This is a genomic window from Streptomyces sp. NPDC085460, assembly GCF_044541975.1.
Lineage (GTDB): Bacteria > Actinomycetota > Actinomycetes > Streptomycetales > Streptomycetaceae > Streptomyces.
The window spans coordinates 310,302-325,167 of sequence record NZ_JBITTO010000001.1; the positions used below are offsets into that span (position 1 = coordinate 310,302).

The 14,866-nt window shown below is 73.7% G+C and carries 14 protein-coding genes and 1 riboswitch; of the genes, 8 read left to right on the plus strand and 6 right to left on the minus strand.

From position 1 onward, the window contains the following. Positions 1 to 69: 69 nt before the first annotated feature. The 6 genes from shc to ACIGHB_RS01445 all read left to right on the plus strand — a co-directional run bounded on the left by shc (position 70) and on the right by ACIGHB_RS01445 (position 6,068). Positions 70 to 2,091, plus strand: a complete 2,022-nt coding sequence (gene shc / locus ACIGHB_RS01420; protein ID WP_399908561.1) for a squalene--hopene cyclase — start codon at positions 70 to 72, stop codon at positions 2,089 to 2,091. Beyond that, a complete protein-coding gene (locus tag ACIGHB_RS01425) occupies positions 2,091 to 2,750 on the plus strand; it encodes a 1-hydroxy-2-methyl-2-butenyl 4-diphosphate reductase (protein WP_399908564.1) in 660 nt (219 codons plus the stop codon). The genes shc and ACIGHB_RS01425 overlap by 1 nt, the downstream gene beginning before the upstream one ends. 7 nt (positions 2,751 to 2,757) lie before the next feature. Further along, positions 2,758 to 3,774: an adenosyl-hopene transferase HpnH gene (gene hpnH / locus ACIGHB_RS01430; RefSeq protein ID WP_360312451.1), complete on the plus strand. Its 1,017-nt coding sequence runs from the start codon at positions 2,758 to 2,760 to the stop codon at positions 3,772 to 3,774. 10 nt (positions 3,775 to 3,784) lie between these two features. Beyond that, positions 3,785 to 5,170 carry an aspartate aminotransferase family protein gene (locus tag ACIGHB_RS01435; RefSeq protein WP_399908568.1) on the plus strand — a complete coding sequence of 462 codons (1,386 nt, stop codon included), beginning with the start codon at positions 3,785 to 3,787 and terminating at the stop codon, positions 5,168 to 5,170. 74 nt (positions 5,171 to 5,244) lie between these two features. Then, positions 5,245 to 5,874, plus strand: coding sequence for a helix-turn-helix domain-containing protein (locus tag ACIGHB_RS01440; RefSeq protein ID WP_360312447.1), 630 nt, complete (start codon positions 5,245 to 5,247; stop codon positions 5,872 to 5,874). Between the two features lie 29 nt (positions 5,875 to 5,903). Beyond that, positions 5,904 to 6,068, plus strand: a complete 165-nt coding sequence (locus ACIGHB_RS01445; protein WP_360312484.1) for a DUF6126 family protein — start codon at positions 5,904 to 5,906, stop codon at positions 6,066 to 6,068. A 24-nt stretch (positions 6,069 to 6,092) separates the two neighbouring features. Here the strand turns inward: ACIGHB_RS01445 and ACIGHB_RS01450 are convergent, their stop codons facing one another. Further along, the gene (locus tag ACIGHB_RS01450) at positions 6,093 to 6,914 is read right to left on the minus strand and encodes a tyrosine-protein phosphatase (RefSeq protein ID WP_399908572.1); all 822 of its coding nucleotides are present in this window, start codon (positions 6,912 to 6,914) and stop codon (positions 6,093 to 6,095) included. Between the two features lie 388 nt (positions 6,915 to 7,302). After that, positions 7,303 to 7,466: riboswitch (cyclic di-AMP (ydaO/yuaA leader) on the plus strand. Between the two features lie 4 nt (positions 7,467 to 7,470). Here ACIGHB_RS01450 and ACIGHB_RS01455 point away from each other — a divergent pair. Next, positions 7,471 to 8,439 carry a peptidoglycan DD-metalloendopeptidase family protein gene (locus ACIGHB_RS01455; RefSeq protein WP_399908575.1) on the plus strand — a complete coding sequence of 323 codons (969 nt, stop codon included), beginning with the start codon at positions 7,471 to 7,473 and terminating at the stop codon, positions 8,437 to 8,439. Between the two features lie 168 nt (positions 8,440 to 8,607). Next, positions 8,608 to 9,411: an SGNH/GDSL hydrolase family protein gene (locus ACIGHB_RS01460; RefSeq protein ID WP_399908578.1), complete on the plus strand. Its 804-nt coding sequence runs from the start codon at positions 8,608 to 8,610 to the stop codon at positions 9,409 to 9,411. Here the strand turns inward: ACIGHB_RS01460 and ACIGHB_RS01465 are convergent. The 5 genes from ACIGHB_RS01465 to ACIGHB_RS01485 form a co-directional block, all read right to left on the minus strand. Next, on the minus strand, positions 9,398 to 10,261 hold the full coding sequence (locus ACIGHB_RS01465) for an STM4011 family radical SAM protein (protein WP_399908581.1): 864 nt from the start codon (positions 10,259 to 10,261) through the stop codon (positions 9,398 to 9,400). The two genes, ACIGHB_RS01460 and ACIGHB_RS01465, sit on opposite strands and share 14 nt — an antisense overlap. A gap of 8 nt (positions 10,262 to 10,269) precedes the next feature. After that, the gene (locus ACIGHB_RS01470) at positions 10,270 to 11,607 is read right to left on the minus strand and encodes an STM4012 family radical SAM protein (RefSeq protein WP_399908584.1); all 1,338 of its coding nucleotides are present in this window, start codon (positions 11,605 to 11,607) and stop codon (positions 10,270 to 10,272) included. Continuing rightward, positions 11,604 to 12,425, minus strand: coding sequence for an STM4013/SEN3800 family hydrolase (locus ACIGHB_RS01475; RefSeq protein ID WP_388874406.1), 822 nt, complete (start codon positions 12,423 to 12,425; stop codon positions 11,604 to 11,606). The genes ACIGHB_RS01470 and ACIGHB_RS01475 overlap by 4 nt, the downstream gene beginning before the upstream one ends. Before the next feature lie 119 nt (positions 12,426 to 12,544). Next, positions 12,545 to 13,750, minus strand: a complete 1,206-nt coding sequence (locus tag ACIGHB_RS01480; protein WP_399908586.1) for an STM4014 family protein — start codon at positions 13,748 to 13,750, stop codon at positions 12,545 to 12,547. Continuing rightward, the gene (locus ACIGHB_RS01485) at positions 13,747 to 14,712 is read right to left on the minus strand and encodes an STM4015 family protein (RefSeq protein ID WP_399908588.1); all 966 of its coding nucleotides are present in this window, start codon (positions 14,710 to 14,712) and stop codon (positions 13,747 to 13,749) included. Before ACIGHB_RS01485 ends, ACIGHB_RS01480 begins: the two co-directional genes overlap by 4 nt. Between the last annotated feature and the right edge of the window lie 154 nt (positions 14,713 to 14,866).

Sequence of the window (14,866 nt, forward strand, 5' to 3'; positions counted from 1 at the left end):
GTGCCACCCGGCACCGGCCGACGGCAGACCCGCAGGAGCAGAGGACACAGACTGCACGAAGGGGAAGCCATGACAGCGACGACCGACGGAAACGCCGGGGCCCTCGGCCCCCTCGCGCCCGCGGCCAGCACCACTCCACACCACCGCACCACCCCCGCGGACGGCCTCGCCGCCGCCCCGGCACTCCTGGAGGAGGCCGCCGCCCTCGCCACCCGCAGGGCCACCGACCACCTCCTCGCCCGCCAGGCCCCCGACGGCTGGTGGAAGGGCGACCTGGAGACCAACGTCACCATGGACGCCGAGGACCTCCTGCTCCGCCAGTTCCTCGGCATCCTCGACCCCGGCACCGTCGAGGCCGCCGCCCGGCACATCCGGAGCCGGCAGTACGAGGACGGCACCTGGCCCACCTTCTACGGCGGCCCCGGAGACCTCTCCGCCACCGTCGAGGCGTACGTCGCCCTCCGGCTCGCCGGGGACCGGCCCGAGGCCGCGCACATGGCCCGCGCCGCCTCCCGCGTCCGGGCCCGCGGCGGGATCGCCTCCGCCCGCGTCTTCACCCGGATCTGGCTGGCCCTGTTCGGCTGGTGGCGCTGGGAGGACCTGCCCGAGCTGCCGCCCGAGCTGGTCTTCCTGCCCTCGTGGTTCCCGCTGAACATCTACGACTTCGGCTGCTGGGCCCGGCAGACCATCGTGCCGCTCACCATCGTCTCCGCGAAGCGCCCGGTCCGCCCCGCGCCCTTCACCCTCGACGAGCTGCACACCGACCCGGACCGCCCGGCGCCGCCGCGCCCGCTCGCCCCGCTCACCGGCTGGGACGGCCTCTTCCAGCGCCTCGACAAGGCCCTGCACCTCTACCACCGTGTCGCCGTGCCAGGACTGCGCCGGGCGGCGATGAACTCCGCCGCCCGGTGGATCGTCGAACGGCAGGAGAACGACGGCTGCTGGGGCGGCATCCAGCCGCCGGCCGTCTACTCGGTGATCGCCCTCCACCTGCTCGGCTACGACCTGGAGCACCCCGTCATGCGGGCCGGCCTGGAGTCCCTGGACCGGTTCGCCGTCTGGCGCGAGGAGCCCGAGGGCCCGGTCCGGATGATCGAGGCGTGCCAGTCGCCCGTCTGGGACACCTGCCTCGCCACCATCGCCCTCGCCGACGCCGGCCTGCCCGCCGACCACCCCGCGCTGGTGAAGGCCGCGGACTGGATGCTCGGCGAGGAGATCACCAAGGCCGGCGACTGGGCGGTGCGCCGCCCCGGACTCCCGCCCGGCGGCTGGGCGTTCGAGTTCCACAACGACAACTACCCGGACATCGACGACACCGCCGAGGTGATCCTCGCCCTGCGCCGGGTCCGCCACCCCGACCCGGCCCGGGTGGACGCGGCCGTCCGCCGCGCCGCCCGCTGGACCGCCGGCATGCAGTCCGGCAACGGCGCCTGGGCCGCCTTCGACGCCGACAACACGGGCGTTTTGCCCAACAAACTGCCCTTCTGCGACTTCGGTGAGGTCATCGACCCGCCCTCCGCCGACGTCACCGCCCACGTGGTGGAGATGCTGGCCCACGAGGGCCTGGCCGACCACCCCCGCACCCGCCGGGGCATCGACTGGCTGCTCGCCGAACAGGACCCGAACGGCGCCTGGTTCGGCCGCTGGGGCGTCAACTACGTGTACGGAACCGGCTCGGTGCTGCCCGCCCTCGCCGCCGCCGGGATCCCCGCCGGCCACCCGGCGGTCCGCCGGGCCGTCGCCTGGCTCGCCTCCGTCCAGAACCCGGACGGCGGCTGGGGCGAGGACCTGCGCTCGTACGACGACCGGACCTGGATCGCCCGCGGCACCTCCACCGCCTCGCAGACCGCCTGGGCCCTCCTCGCCCTCCTCGCCGCCGGGGAACGCGACTCCGACACCACCCGCAGGGGCGTCGCGTTCCTGGCGGAGACCCAGCGCGAGGACGGCTCCTGGGACGAGCCGTACTTCACCGGCACCGGCTTCCCCTGGGACTTCTCCATCAACTACCACCTCTACCGGCAGGTCTTCCCGCTCACCGCGCTCGGCCGGTACCTGCACGGCGAACCCACGCTCCACCACAAGGAGGGGTGATGGACCGCGACCGCCCGGCGGGGGACGCCGGGGCCGCCCCGCCGCTGCTGATCGCCTGCGCCCTCGGCATCGAGCGGTTCGCCCTGCGGGGCGGCGAGCGGGGCGGGGCGCCAGGACCCGTCCGGGTGGTGCGCACCGGCATGGGGCCCGACCACGCGGCCCGCGGCGCCTCCCTGGCGCTGGCCCGGCACGGCTGGGGCGGGGCCGCCGTCATCGCCTCCGGCTTCTGCGCCGGGCTCGCGCCCGGCATGCACCCCGGCGACCTGGTCGTCGCCGAGGAGACCCGGGACCCCGCCGGCACCACCGTCTGCGACGGCACCGACCTGCTCGTCAAGGCGCTGACCAGGGCACTGCCCGGGCGCACCGTCCACACCGGGCCGCTGACCGGCTCCGACCACGTGGTGCGGGGCCCCGAGCGGGCCGCGCTCGCCGCCGGCGGGGCGATCGCCGTCGACATGGAGTCCGCCGCCACCCTCCGTACCGCCCGGGCGGCCGGACCCCGGTCCGTTGCCGCCGTACGGGTGGTCGTGGACGCCCCCGAACACGAACTGGTCCGTATCGGCACCGTACGCGGGGGAATATCGGCCTTCCGCGTCCTTCGTGCCGTCCTTCCCGCTTTCTTCGAATGGCACCGTTCTCTGCTGCTCCCCAGGAGGTGAGCGAGTTATGGCCATGCCGCTCCGTCAGTCCGTCCGGGTCGGGACCTATCTCTTCGAACAGAAGCTCCGCAAGCGGGACAAGTTCCCCCTCATCGTCGAGCTGGAGCCGCTCTACGCCTGCAACCTCAAGTGCGAGGGCTGCGGCAAGATCCAGCACCCCGCCGGGGTCCTCAAGCAGCGCATGCCGGTCGCCCAGGCGGTCGGCGCCGTCCTGGAGTCCGGCGCCCCGATGGTCTCCATCGCCGGCGGCGAGCCGCTGATGCACCCTCAGATCCACGAGATCGTGCGCCAGCTGGTCGCCCGCCGGAAATACGTCTTCCTCTGCACCAACGCGATGCTGCTCCGCAAGAAGCTCGACGACTTCACGCCGTCCCCCTACTTCGCCTTCGCCGTCCACATCGACGGACTGCGCGAACGCCACGACGAATCGGTGGCGAAGGAGGGCGTGTTCGACGAGGCCGTGGCGGCGATCAAGGAGGCCAAGCGGCGCGGATTCCGGGTCACCACCAATTCGACCTTCTTCAACACGGACACCCCGCAGACGATCATCGAGGTGCTGAATTTCCTCAACGACGACCTCCAGGTCGACGAAATGATGATCTCGCCCGCCTATGCCTACGAGAAGGCACCCGACCAGGAACACTTCCTCGGCGTCGAACAGACCAGGGAACTCTTCAAGAAGGCGTTCGCCGGCGGAAACCGGCGCCGCTGGCGCCTCAACCACTCGCCGCTCTTCCTCGATTTCCTCGAAGGAAAAGCCGACTTCCCCTGCACCGCCTGGGCGATCCCCAACTACTCCCTCTTCGGGTGGCAGCGCCCCTGCTATCTGATGAGCGACGGCTACGTCCCCACCTACCGCGAACTCGTCGAGGAGACCGACTGGGACAAGTACGGCCGAGGCAAGGACCCGCGCTGCGCCAACTGCATGGCGCACTGCGGCTACGAACCCACCGCCGTGCTCGCCACCATGGGCTCGCTCAAGGAGTCGCTGCGGGCGGTCCGCGAGACCGTCTCCGGGAGCTGAGGGGCCGGCCATGACCGACGGCTTCGACCTGCGGGCGCTGCTCGCCGAGCGCGGCGGCGAGCGGTACGAGCTGCACGCCCGGCACCTCAACCCGCAGCTGCCGCGGATGCTGCACACCATCGGCTTCGACAAGGTCTACGAGCGGGCCGCCGGCGCCCACTTCTGGGACGCCGAGGGCAACGACCACCTCGACATGCTCGCCGGCTTCGGCGTCATGGGCCTCGGCCGGCACCACCCCGTCGTCCGCAAGGCCCTCCACGACGTCCTCGACGCGGACCTGCCCGACCTCACCCGCTTCGACTGCCCGCCGCTGCCCGGACTGCTCGCCGAGCGGCTGCTCGCCCACAGCCCCCACCTCGACCGGGTCTTCTTCGGCAACAGCGGCACCGAGGCCGTCGAGACCGCGCTGAAGTTCGCCCGGTACGCCACCGGCAGGCCGAGGATCGTCTACTGCGACCACGCCTTCCACGGCCTCACCACCGGCGCCCTCTCCGTCAACGGCGAGCAGGGCTTCCGGGCGGGCTTCGACCCGCTCCTCCCGGACACGCCAATCGCGCTTGGCGACCTCGACGCCCTGGAGCGCGAGCTCCGGAAGGGGGACGTGGCCGCCTTCGTGGTCGAGCCGATCCAGGGCAAGGGCGTCCACGAGGCCCCGCCCGGCTTCCTCGCCGCCGCCCAGGGGCTGCTGCGCCGGCACGGGGCGCTGCTGATCGCCGACGAGGTGCAGACCGGCCTCGGCCGGACCGGGGACTTCTACGCGTACCAGCACGAGGACGGGGTCGAGCCGGACCTGGTGTGCGTGGCGAAGGCGCTCTCCGGCGGGTACGTGCCGGTCGGCGCGACCCTGGGCAAGGAGTGGATCTTCAAGAAGGTCTACTCGTCCATGGACCGGGTCCTCGTCCACTCGGCCAGCTTCGGCGGCAACGCCCAGGCGATGGCGGCGGGGCTCGCGGTGCTCGCGGTGATGGAGTCCGAGGGGACGGTCGCGCACGTGCGGCGGGTCGGCGGGCTCCTGAAGGGCCGCCTGGAGGAGCTGGTGCCCCGGTACGAGCTGCTGCACGCGGTGCGCGGCCGGGGGCTGATGATCGGGATCGAGTTCGGCCGGCCGAGCTCGCTGGGGCTGCGCGGGCGGTGGGCGATGCTCCAGACGGCCCGGAAGGGGCTCTTCGCACAGATGGTGGTGGTGCCGCTGCTCCAGCGGCACCGGATCCTCACCCAGGTCTCCGGGGACCATCTGGAGGTGATCAAGCTGATCCCGCCGCTGGTGATCGACGAGGCGGACGTGGACCGCTTCGTGACCGCCTTCACGGAGGTCATGGAGGACGCCCACGGCGGCGGGGGGCTGCTCTGGGACTTCGGGAAGACGCTGGTCAAGCAGGCGGTCGCACAGCGCTGACAGCCGCACGCCGGGGCTTTTGCCTCTGGGGCAAGAAATTTGCCTCAGAGGCATGAACCTGGCGGAATGGACCCATGGACCACGTCCCCCGGGGCTCCGCCCCGGAAACCGCCGCCCCCGACCTCCTGCCCGACGTCGCCCCGCAGCTGCGGGCCCTGCGCCGGCGCCGGGGGCTCACCCTGGAGGCGGCCGCCCAGCGGGCCGGACTCTCCCCGGCCCACCTCTCGCGGCTGGAGACCGGGAACCGGCAGCCCTCGCTGCCGATGCTGCTGGCCCTCGCCCGTATCTACGGTACGACGGTCGCCGAGCTGCTCGGGGAGACCCCGGCCGAGCGCGACCCGGTGATCCGGGCCGGCCGCTCCGAGCCGGTCGAGGCCGACGGCTGGATCTACCGGCAGGCCGGCGGCGCCGGCCGGGCCATGCAGTGCCTGCGCGTCCACGTGCCGTACGCCACCCGGGCCGACATCGTGCGCGTCCACCCCGGTGAGGAGTGGCTGCACGTCCTCGAAGGGCAGGTCCGGCTCGCGCTCGGCGAGACCGTGCACCTGCTCGATCCCGGGGACAGCGCGCACTTCGACTCGCTCACCCCGCACCGGATCGGCGCGGCCGGCCGCGCCGGTGCCGAGGTGCTGTTCGTCCACACGCTCCTGCAGAGCCCCGCCGCCGAACTGTGCCTGGGCGGCGGCGCCCCGCACTCCCGCTGAGCCCCGAGAGGTCGACCGACATGACCGACATGCCCGACAAGTCAGTGAATTCCGCCCCGGTCACCGGCGAGGAGCGCGGTGAGGGCAAGTTCCCCAAGGGGCTGGTGCTCCGCCTCTTCGCGTACCTGATCGCCGGTCACCTCTTCGCCGGCTTCCTCTACCTGCTCTTCATGCTCGGCGGGCAGAACCAGTAGCCGGACCCCGCGGCGGCGCGGGGCTCACGCCTCCGTGAGGAACCGTTCCCGCAGCCGCTCGCGGGTCTCGGGCGCCAGCTTGAGGCCCTCCGCGAGGTAGGTGTCCACGGAGCCCCAGGTCGCGTCGATCGTCTCGAAGGCGGCCCGGAGGTACTCGACCCGCGCGTCGAAGAGCGGGCTCAGCAGCTCCATCACCTCGGGCGCCATCGCGTCCCGGGCGGTGGAGCTGCGGCGCACCTTGTAGCGGCGGTGGGGGGCGTCGGACTTCACGTAGTCGGCCTCGATCGCCTCGCGCTCCACGCCCAGCGCGAGCAGGGTGATGGCGATCGAGAGCCCGGCGCGGTCCTTGCCGGCCGCGCAGTGCATCAGGGCCGGGACGGAGTCCTCGGCGAGGGCGTGCAGGACCCGGCTGTGCTCGTGGGTCCGCTCCACGATCATCCGGCGGTACGAGACCGTCATCCGCTCCGCGGCCTTGCCGTCGCCCAGCAGGTCCCGCAGCGTGTCGAGGTCGCCCTCGCGGACCATCCGCCAGAACTCCTTGCCGTCGGCCGGGTCGCTCAGGGGTATGTTCACGTTCCGTACGCCCGGGAGCTCGACGTCCGGCCCCTCCACCTTGGCGTCGGCGGCGTTGCGGAAGTCGAAGATCGTGTGCAGGCCGAGGCCGTCCAGGAAGGCGGCGTCGGACTCGGTGGCGTCGGCGAGGTGGCCGCTGCGGAACAGGGCGCCGGGGCGGACGGCGCGCCCGTCCGTCGTCGGCAGGCCGCCCACGTCCCGGAAGTTGCGGACCTCCGCGAGCTCGGGCTCGCCGGGTTCGAGGGGCTGGACCTGCGGCAACTGCTGCGTCACGGATGCTCCTGGGGGTAGGCGTTCACGGGACCGGACGAGATCGGTTCCCCCCGCAATCATCCCGGGGCGAGGGGCGCGGCGCACCCCCCTGGTCGGTAATGGGCGATCTGTCCGTATTGGAAGGTCTTGCGGTAACGCGCCCTGGTTGAGGGGGAGATGGAATTCCGCGCGTGAGCAGCGTCATAGAAGTGACGGATCGTGGCCGACCGCCCGGTTCAATCACCCTCCCTGAAAAGGGAATCGAGGGACCGTCATCCACGGAGGGTGACCGGAATTCCGGGCCCGAAGATCGCCCCGGAATGCCCGCGGAATACGGCGGCTTGTTCGCGTCGACCCCGCTCGTCTAGCGTCGCCGTCAATCCGGTCGGACCGCCGAATCCTGCCACCGTCCGGAATTCGACCCCATCCCATCGCATGGCAGGAGCGGGGGACCCAAGGAAGTACGCCGGTCCCGCGACGCAGGACGGCTCGGGGTGAAGCCGCGTGAGAAACGCGGCCGGGCATCTCCAGTCCGAACCCGACAGCTCACCTCGCAGGCGCCGGAGAGGAATTCGCCATGCCCGCGAACGGTAAGCACCGCCGCCAGAAGTCCACCCTCATCACCCGCGGCCTGGTCGCCGCCGGCACCGGCGGCGCCGTCGTCGCCCTGCCGCTGATCGGCGCCACCGGAGCGCACGCCGCCGAGCAGGCCGCCCCGGCCGCCGTCTCCGCCGGCGTCGTGAGCGCCGCCGCGCAGGCCCCGGCCGCCGCCCCGGCCGCCAAGGCCGCCGCCCCGAAGACGTACTCCGTCGTCGCCGGCGACTACCTGTCCAAGATCGCCGCCGAGCAGAACGTCGCCGGCGGCTGGCAGAAGCTCTACTCCGACAACCGCCAGGTCGTCGGCGAGAACCCCTCGCTCATCCTCCCGGGCATGAAGCTCACCCTCGGCGCCAAGAACACCGCCAAGGCCGCCGCCCCGAAGCCCGCCGCCGCGCCGAAGGCCGCCGCCAAGGCCGCCCCGAAGGCGGAGCGCAAGGCCGCCCCGAAGGCCCAGTCGTCCGGCGAGCAGACCCGCGCCTCGCGCTCCGCCGACCGCGCCGCCGCCCCGGCCGCCGCCGAGCCGGCCGCGCAGACCGCCTCCACCGGCTGGGTCGCCCCGGTCTCCGGCGGCGTCTCCACCCCGTACCGCGCCTCCGGCTCCATGTGGTCCTCCGGCTACCACACCGGTGCCGACTTCATCGCCTCCTCGGGCACCACCGTCCGCGCCGTCGGCGCCGGCACGGTCGTCTCCGCCGGGTACAGCGGCGCGTACGGCAACGAGGTCGTCATCCAGCACGCCGACGGCAACTACTCGCAGTACGCCCACCTCTCCTCCCTCGCCGTCTCCGCCGGCCAGTCGGTCAGCGGCGGCCAGCAGATCGGCCTCTCCGGCTCCACCGGCAACTCCACCGGCCCGCACCTGCACTTCGAGATCCGCACCTCGCCGAGCTACGGCGCGGACATCGACCCGCTGGCCTACCTGCGCCAGCACGGCGTGTCGATCTGACCCGTCCGGCCCACGGCCGTCCGAAGGCCCCGCACCCCCGGTGCGGGGCCTTCGCCCCGCTCCGGCTATTCCGGCTTGGCAAATTCTTTATCGGTGGCATATATCACCCGCCGTCAACCCCTCCTTACGGTCGCGTAGGTCACATCCGAAACGGAAGGATGTGCTGACGTGGCAGACGATTCGAGAGAAACAGACAAGAACGCGTTCGGGTCATTCGGGTCGTACGCGGCGATCGGTGACAGCTTCACCGAGGGCGTCGGAGACCCCGGACCCGACGGCACCTACGTCGGCTGGGCCGACCGCTTCGCGGTGCTCCTCGCCGACCAGCTGCCGGACCACGAGTCCTTCCGCTACGCCAACCTGGCCGTCCGCGGACGCCTCCTCGACCAGATCGTGGCCGAGCAGGTCCCCCGGGCGAAGGAGCTCGCCCCCGACCTGGTGACCTTCTGCGCCGGCGGCAACGACATCATCCGCCCCGGCACCGACCCCGACGACGTCGCCGAGCGCTTCGAGCGGGCCGTCCAAGACCTCACCTCCGCCGTCGGCACCGTCATGGTCACCACCGGCTTCGACACCCGCGACGTGCCCGTGCTCAAGCACCTGCGCGGCAAGATCGCCACGTACACGGCCCACGTCCGCGCCATCGCCGACCGCTACGACTGCCCGGTCCTCGACCTGTGGTCGCTCCGCTCCGTCCAGGACCGGCGCGCCTGGGACGACGACCGGCTGCACCTGTCGCCCGAGGGGCACACCCGGGTCGCGCTCCGCGCCGCCCAGGTCCTTGGCCTGCCGGTCCCGGCCGACCCCGACCAGGCGTGGCCGCCGCTGCCCGCCCGGGGCCCGCTGGAGGTCCGCAGGGACGACATCCACTGGGCGCGCGAGTACCTGGTGCCGTGGATCGGGCGGCGGCTGCGCGGCGAGAGCTCCGGCGACCACGTCGAGGCCAAGCGCCCCGACCTCATGCCCCTGTAGCTCCCGGACGGCCGGCGGGGATCCGCTCCAGGACCCCGCCGGCGAACACGTCGTACAGCGGCAGCGTCTCCAGGTGGACGTAGCCGATGTGGCAGTCGCAGGCGGCGAGGGGACAGGCCCGGGGCCGCAGCGCGGCACGGTAGGAGCCGTCGTACAGGTTGCCCAGTTCGGCCCTGACGAAGTGGCAGCGCCGCACCGTCCCCTCGCCGTCCACCGACACCACCGACTCGCCGGTCCGGCAGGGCAGCCCCGCCGAGCGGTGCGGACGCCGGCTGTAGCCGAAGAGCGGATCGATCTCCGTCCACACCGCCGCCTCCGCGTCCGTGTACGCGTGCCCCTCCGCCGCGTTCACCCACAGGTAGACGTGGTCCGGCAGCGCCGACCGCAGCCGCACCGCCTCCGCGTGGTGCTCGGGCAGGCCCACGACGCCCACGCTGAACCGGACGCCCCGGGCCGCCAGGTCGAGCGCCTTGCCGAGGAAGCGCTCGTACGGGGTCTGCCCCGGGTGGTACGTGCACCACAGGGCCAGCGACCCGAGGTCCGCCCCGTCGAGCCACGAGGTGCGGCAGCTCAGATTGGTCTGGATCGCCACCCGCTCCACGTGCGGCAGCCGCGACAGCTCCACCAGCGCCCGCCGGTACCAGGAGCGGACCAGGCCCTCGCCCCACGGCGTGAAGAGGATCCGCAGCCGGTCCCCGGTCTGCCCGGCCGCCCAGCCGGTGAACCGTTCCAGCGCCGCCCGGTCCGCGCGGAGCGTCTCCGGGCTGTCCCGCCGCTTGGCGAACGGGCAGTACGGGCAGTCGTAGTCGCAGGAGGCGAGCGGCCCCCGGTACAGCAGCGTCAGGTCCACGCCCGCCCCTACTTCGGCTCGTACGCGGCCATCGCGGCCCGTACGGCGGGGGAGAACAGCTCGGGGCCGAGCCCGTCCGAGTGCGCGAGCCCCTCCGGCGACAGCCGCAGCAGCCCGTCCGGCGCCGACCCGTCCAGCCAGCCGTACCCGGCGAACCGTTCCAGCTCCGGCCCGAAGTCGTCGAACGCCCCCGACCCGAACCGCTCCTCGTACCCGGCGAGCTCCATGCCCTGCGCCTGGAGCAGCGACTGGAGGAGGTGGCGGCGGCGCGCCTCCGCCCCGTCCACCCACCGGCCCACCTGCGCCCGGGAGAAGTCCCCCGTCTCCGTGTAGGCGTCGATGATCGAGCGGATCTCCCGCATGTCCACCGCGTAGTCGAAGGAGTAGTGCAGCGCCGAGGTGTACGAGCGGGCTCCGCAGCCGAGACCGATCATGCCGTCCGTCTGGCAGGCGTGGTCCTCGGGGCCCGACGGGCCCGCGTCCGCCCGCCGGAACATGCGCATCGACACCTGCTCGTAGCCGTGCCCGAGGAGGTGGTCGCGCCCCTGCCGGTAGAGCCGCAGCCGCCGCGCGTCCCACTCCCCGTCCGACTCCGCCGGGGCCGAGCGGCCGAGCCCGGTGAGCGGCCGCACGTACAGCGGGTACAGGTACAGCTCCTCGGGACGCCAGGCGAGCGCCGCGTCCAGCGAGTACCGCCAGGACTCCTCGGTCTGCCCGTCGATGCCGTAGATGAGGTCGATGTTGAGCACCGGCACGCCGGTGTCCCGGATCCGGCCGAGCGCCGCCTCCACGTCGGCGCGCCGCTGCGGCCGGACCGCCGCCCGCGCCTCGGCGTCCACGAAGCTCTGCACGCCGATGCTGAGCCGGGTCGCGCCGCGCGCGGCGAGGACCGCCAGCCGGTCGGCGGTCGCGGTGGCCGGGGAGGTCTCCACGGAGAGCGGCACCGCCCGCAGATCCGCGCCCATCCGGTGCTCGGCGATGTCGCAGAGCCGCTCCAGCTCGCCGGCGGTCAGGAAGGTGGGCGTACCGCCGCCGAACGCCGCCGTCGCGAACCGCACCGGTTCCGCGCCGCCCAGCGCCTCCCGCACCGCCACGGCCTGCCGGTCCAGCGCGTCGAGGTAGCGGGTGGTCAGCTCGTCCGGGGCCCCGATGCGGGTGAAGAGGTTGCAGAAGCCGCAGCGGACCTCGCAGAAGGGGATGTGCGCGTAGAGCGAGAGGGCGTCCTTCGGCTCGCCCGCCCACAGCGCGGCCAGACCGGGCCGCTCCGGCAGCGGCCGGTACGCCGTCTTGTGCGGGTAGGCGTACACGTACGAGCGGTACGGGCGGGGCGGCGGGGTCCCGGTCACGCGGCGGCCCCCTCGTCCGGGCCGGCCAGCGTGAACTGCGCGTACGGCACCGTCCACACCACCTCGTGGCCCAGCCGGTGACCGGTGAACCCGTCGTCGCCGTAGGCCGTGCCGTGGTCCGAGCAGACGATCGCGAAGCAGCGGCGGCGGCTGCTCATCGCGGCGAAGAGGCGCCCGATGTGCCGGTCGACGTACTCCAGCGCCGCCGCGTGGGTGGCCCGGGTGTCGCCGGCCTCGCGGCTCGCGCCCGGGGTGTGGAACCAGTTGGGCTGGTGCAGCGCGGCCACGTTCAGGAAGAGGAAGAGCCGGCGGTCGGCCGGCAGCGCCGCCACGACCTCCTCGGCGCGCGCCACCTGCGCCTCGAACGAGGTCGGCGAGGCCACCCCGAACGACGGCTCCCAGTGGCTCTCCTGGAAGAGCCCGGGCAGCACCGAGCCCAGCGGGGGCCGCCCGTTGAAGAAGCCGACCCCGCCCACGCAGACCGTCCGGTAGCCGTCGGCGGCGAGCGCCGTGACCAGGTCGGGGGCGTCGTACACATAGGTGCCGTCCGCGGTGGTCTCACTGCCCGCGAACCGGGCGGCGAAGAGCCGCGGATGCGGCCCCGGCGCGGCCGGGGTCGGCAGGAAGCCGGCGAAGATCGCCTGGTGGGAGGCGTAGGTGAAGCTGCCGGGGGCGTGCCGGCGCTCCCAGCGGCCGTCCGGGAGGTGGCGGGCCAGGTTCGGGATGCGCCCGGCGGCGGCCAGCTCGGCGGCCACGTCGTACCGGAGGGTGTCGAGGGTCACCAGGAGGAGGTCGTGGCTGCCGACGATCGTGTTCATGTCGGGGCGGGCCACGGGGTGGGGCTGGTGCACGGCACGCGGCCGGTCCGCGGGCTCGGGTCGGCTCGTGGGGTGGGGCTGGTTCACGGGCTCGGGTCGGCTCGTGGGGTGGGGCTGGTTCACGCGGGGCTCGTTTCTGGGGTGCTCGTGCCTGTCGGGCACGTTCCTGCTGGGCACGTTCCTGCCGTGCCGGGTGTACGGGGCGCGGTGCCGCCCGACGCGGGGAAGGCGCGCAGCAGGTCGGCGACCTGGGCGCCGTAGGTGTCCAGGCCCTCGGAGCCGCTGCCCGGGAGGCCGGTGAGGCCGGGCAGCAGGTCCCCGAAGGCGTTCACCTCGCCGATCGCGAAGCGGCGCCAGCCGGTGCCCGGCAGCAGGTCCACCCCGACGCACCGGGTGCCGGGGAAGGCCGCCGCCGCCCGCTCGCACCCGGCGAGGACGTCCTCCCAGCGGCCGCCGGCGGCCGTGATCGCCGACCGCGCGGCGGCCAGGTCCCCACGCGCGCCGCCGAGGTGCAGATTGGTCAGCGGGGAGCGGCTGGTGCGGACCACCGCGTGGGTGGCGCGCCCGCCGGTCACCACCACCCGCAGGTCGGCGGCCCGGCCGCCCTGCGTCGCCTTCGGCAGCCAGCGCTCCACGTGCAGCCCGTCGGGGGCGAGCGCGTCGACCAGCGCCCCGACCTCCCGCGCGCCCGTGTAGCGGCGTACCCGCAGCGAATTGAAGAGCCGTCCGGCCGCGTCCCGCTCGACCGAGGTGGCGGCCTGCACGCGGCCCGCCCCGGCCGTCTCCAGGGCCAGCACTCCCGAGGCGGAGGAGCCGTGGGCCGGTTTCACGAAGACCCGGCGCAGCCCGGAGCCGGCCATCAGCCCCACCAGGTCGTCCCAGCCCCGCACCGGCGCCCCGCCGGGACCGGAGGTCGGCGAGGCGGGCACGGACACCCCGGCGGCGGCGAGCCGCCCGTGGGTGAGCCGCTTGTCGAAGAGGACCGCCGTCTCGGCGGGGTCGTCCACCAGCACGGCACCGGCCCGCGCGGCCTCGGCGGCGAGCCCGGCGACGGCGGCGGTGAACCGCTCGTACCAGATCCTGCCGCCCTCCACCCGGGCCGGGTCGTCGGCGCCGCGCAGCATCCGGTCCACCTCGGGCACCTCCCCGGGCGAGTCGACCCGGACGATCTCGCCCGCCGCCGGACGGGCCCGGCCGCGCAGCACGTCGAGCCAGCCGACGGCCCGCGCCCCGGGCAGCCCGGCGGCACGCAGCGCGTCCTGGAAGAACGCGACGCGCCGCCCCGAGGGGTCGCCGACGACGACGAGGCGCGGGCCGGCGGTCATTCGGCGATGGCGACGTAGCGCCAGACGTCCCCGTCACCGTCGTCCTCGGCGGTCTGCGGGTCGTCCAGGACGACCCGCACCCCGTGCGGGGCGAGCGCGGCGGTGACCCGCTCGGCCATGGCCTCGGACAGGTAGTGGTGCTCCAGGTCCAGCTCCAGCAGATGCGTCAGCGGCTGGCCGTCGAGGAGCGCGGCGGCGCCCTCGTCGGTGAGCACACCCATGCTGAGGTCGAGCCGGTCGAGGCGGGCGACGACCGGGGCGCTCGCCACGGCCGCGGCCACCTGGTCCTCGACGACGCTGTTGCACAGCCCGAGGCTGCGCAGGGCGGGGAACGCCTCGCCGGAGAGCAGCGGCGCCAGGTCCTCGGGGGAGGAGTCGCCGCCGTACTCGTCCGTGCCGAGCCACAGTTCGAGGTTCTCCAGGGCGGGCAGGTCGCTGCCGGCGATGCCGCGCACGACGTCGGCGCCGAGCCCGCCGGACTCCACGACCAGGGTCTCCAGGCCCGTGTGGCGCAGCGCCGGGAAGGCGAGGCCGGTCCCGCCGCGCACCCCGAGCTCCCGCAGCGCCGGGTAGGCGGAGAGCAGCGGCGTCACGTCCGACTGGACGATCCAGGAGATCTCGCACTCCTCGAAGGTCATGTCCCCGAGGAAGACCGCCTCCAGGGCGGTCAGCCGGTCGTTCGCCCCGAGGAAGGCGGTGACGACCCCGGCCGAGGAGTTCTCGTACGCGTCCTCCCAGCCGCCCACGACGATCGCGCGGACCCGGCCGGTGTCCACGGTCTTGAGGAAGCGCTCGAAGCGCGCGCCCCACTTCTCGTCCCCGGAGTCGCAGTACGTCGGGCCCGACACCCGCCAGGCCACGGACGCCGCGTCGGGCAGCCCGGCCGTCGCGTCGGCGTCGGCGTCGGGGAAGTCGAAGACGGGGAGGTCGTGGAACTCCTCCAGGTGGACCCCAATGGTCATGACGCTGCTCCAGACGACGGACGGCTGTACGGGCTGACGCCAAGAGTTCTACCAAGTCCCACCGACAGCCGGGGGCGGCGGGTGGGCGGATCCGACGCGTTGTCAGTGGCGGCCTCTAGCGTCGTTCTCGTGTTCGGGCGATGGGCTCCGGACG

Bases quoted from the DNA above. Each gene is read 5' to 3' on its own strand.
- shc (WP_399908561.1), top strand. From the start codon at position 70: ATGACAGCGACGACCGACGGAAACGCCGGGGCCCTCGGCCCCCTCGCG.
- ACIGHB_RS01425 (WP_399908564.1), top strand. From the start codon at position 2,091: ATGGACCGCGACCGCCCGGCGGGGGACGCCGGGGCCGCCCCGCCGCTG.
- hpnH (WP_360312451.1), top strand. From the start codon at position 2,758: ATGGCCATGCCGCTCCGTCAGTCCGTCCGGGTCGGGACCTATCTCTTC.
- ACIGHB_RS01435 (WP_399908568.1), top strand. From the start codon at position 3,785: ATGACCGACGGCTTCGACCTGCGGGCGCTGCTCGCCGAGCGCGGCGGC.
- ACIGHB_RS01440 (WP_360312447.1), top strand. From the start codon at position 5,245: ATGGACCACGTCCCCCGGGGCTCCGCCCCGGAAACCGCCGCCCCCGAC.
- ACIGHB_RS01445 (WP_360312484.1), top strand. From the start codon at position 5,904: ATGCCCGACAAGTCAGTGAATTCCGCCCCGGTCACCGGCGAGGAGCGC.
- ACIGHB_RS01455 (WP_399908575.1), top strand. From the start codon at position 7,471: ATGCCCGCGAACGGTAAGCACCGCCGCCAGAAGTCCACCCTCATCACC.
- ACIGHB_RS01475 (WP_388874406.1), bottom strand. From the start codon at position 12,425: ATGAACACGATCGTCGGCAGCCACGACCTCCTCCTGGTGACCCTCGAC.
- ACIGHB_RS01480 (WP_399908586.1), bottom strand. From the start codon at position 13,750: ATGACCGCCGGCCCGCGCCTCGTCGTCGTCGGCGACCCCTCGGGGCGG.
- ACIGHB_RS01485 (WP_399908588.1), bottom strand. From the start codon at position 14,712: ATGACCATTGGGGTCCACCTGGAGGAGTTCCACGACCTCCCCGTCTTC.